The organism is Variovorax humicola, from assembly GCF_037889915.1.
Taxonomy (GTDB): domain Bacteria; phylum Pseudomonadota; class Gammaproteobacteria; order Burkholderiales; family Burkholderiaceae_C; genus Variovorax; species Variovorax humicola.
Genome location: NZ_JBBKZV010000107.1, coordinates 1 through 1,115, shown reverse-complemented (window position 1 = coordinate 1,115; position 1,115 = coordinate 1). Strand labels below are relative to the sequence as shown.

Genomic DNA, 1,115 nt, shown 5'->3' with positions numbered 1-1,115 from the left:
CTCCCGCTGGCCGTCACCACCGCCCCGTAGCAGATCGGCGGGATGCACACGCTCAGGTTCAGCCCGCTGCTGGACTGCCGGCTCTGGCCGATGCTCGTGTCCTGCAGGCTCTCGATGTTCAGGTTGCCGCCCACGTCGGCCGTGACCCGGTTGGCCTCCACCACCGCCCCCTTGAGCGTGAGGTCGCCGCCCGAGGCGATGTTGACGCCCTGGCCACCGCTGACCTGGGTGTTGTTGTAGTTGACGTCGTCCTGGTTGTCCCGCCCCTTGCCCTGGGTCACCCCCAGCTGGATGCTGAACCCGTTCTGCGCCCCCACGCCGAAGGTGACACCGACACTCTCCCCATGGCTGGAGTTGGTGCCCGCCGATGTGCTGGTGTTCTTGCTGGCCTCCAGCGTCACGTTGTTGTCGGCCGCCAGGTTGACCGTCCTGCCCGCGGCGATGGTGGAGCCGATGGCCTGGAGGTTGGAGTCCGCGCCCCCGCCGGTGGCCACGATGTTGACGTTGTTGGCGCCCACCACGCTGGAGCCCACGGCCGTGCTGCTGGCGCCCACGCTGTTGCTGCTGGACGTATTGCGGCTCAGGCTGACGCTCACGCCGTAGTTGAGGTTACCGCTGCCCAGGGCGCTGACGGCGTCATACGCCGTCTTGCCGCTCATCGCCAGGTTGGCCGCACCCAGCGCCTGCATGCGGCTGTCGCCTTGGGTGGCGTCCATCGCCTGCAGCGTGCTCCGGCCGTTGCCGATCATGTCGGTGCTGATGCCCATGAAGCTGGCGCTGCCGCCCAGCTTGGTGCTGTCGCCGCGGGTCACGCCGAAGCTCTGCCCGGTGTTGTAGGCCTCGTTGAGGGTGACGTTCTTCGCCAGGATGTTCACGTCCCCGCCCACCAGCGGGCCGGCCTGGCCCATGGCCACCACGCTGCTGGCGGTCTGGCGGTAGTCGTTGCCGGCCACCAAGGTCACGTCGCCCGTGAGGCTGGCGACCTGGCTGGCCTGCTGGGTGGTGCCGCTGCTGGTCTGGGCGCTGAAGTCCTTGATGTGGCCCATGCCGGGGGACCACCAGGAGCCGATGAAGCCGCTCTTGTTGTTCGCCTGGCTGCTGGCATGCTCGGCGGT

Annotated in this window: 1 protein-coding gene; it reads right to left on the bottom strand. The window is 68.6% G+C overall.

All coding sequences use genetic code 11. The annotated features are described in order from the left end of the window. Positions 1-1,115 (bottom strand): hemagglutinin repeat-containing protein (locus WKW80_RS37250; RefSeq protein WP_340368569.1); only part of this gene is annotated, 1,115 nt, incomplete at both ends.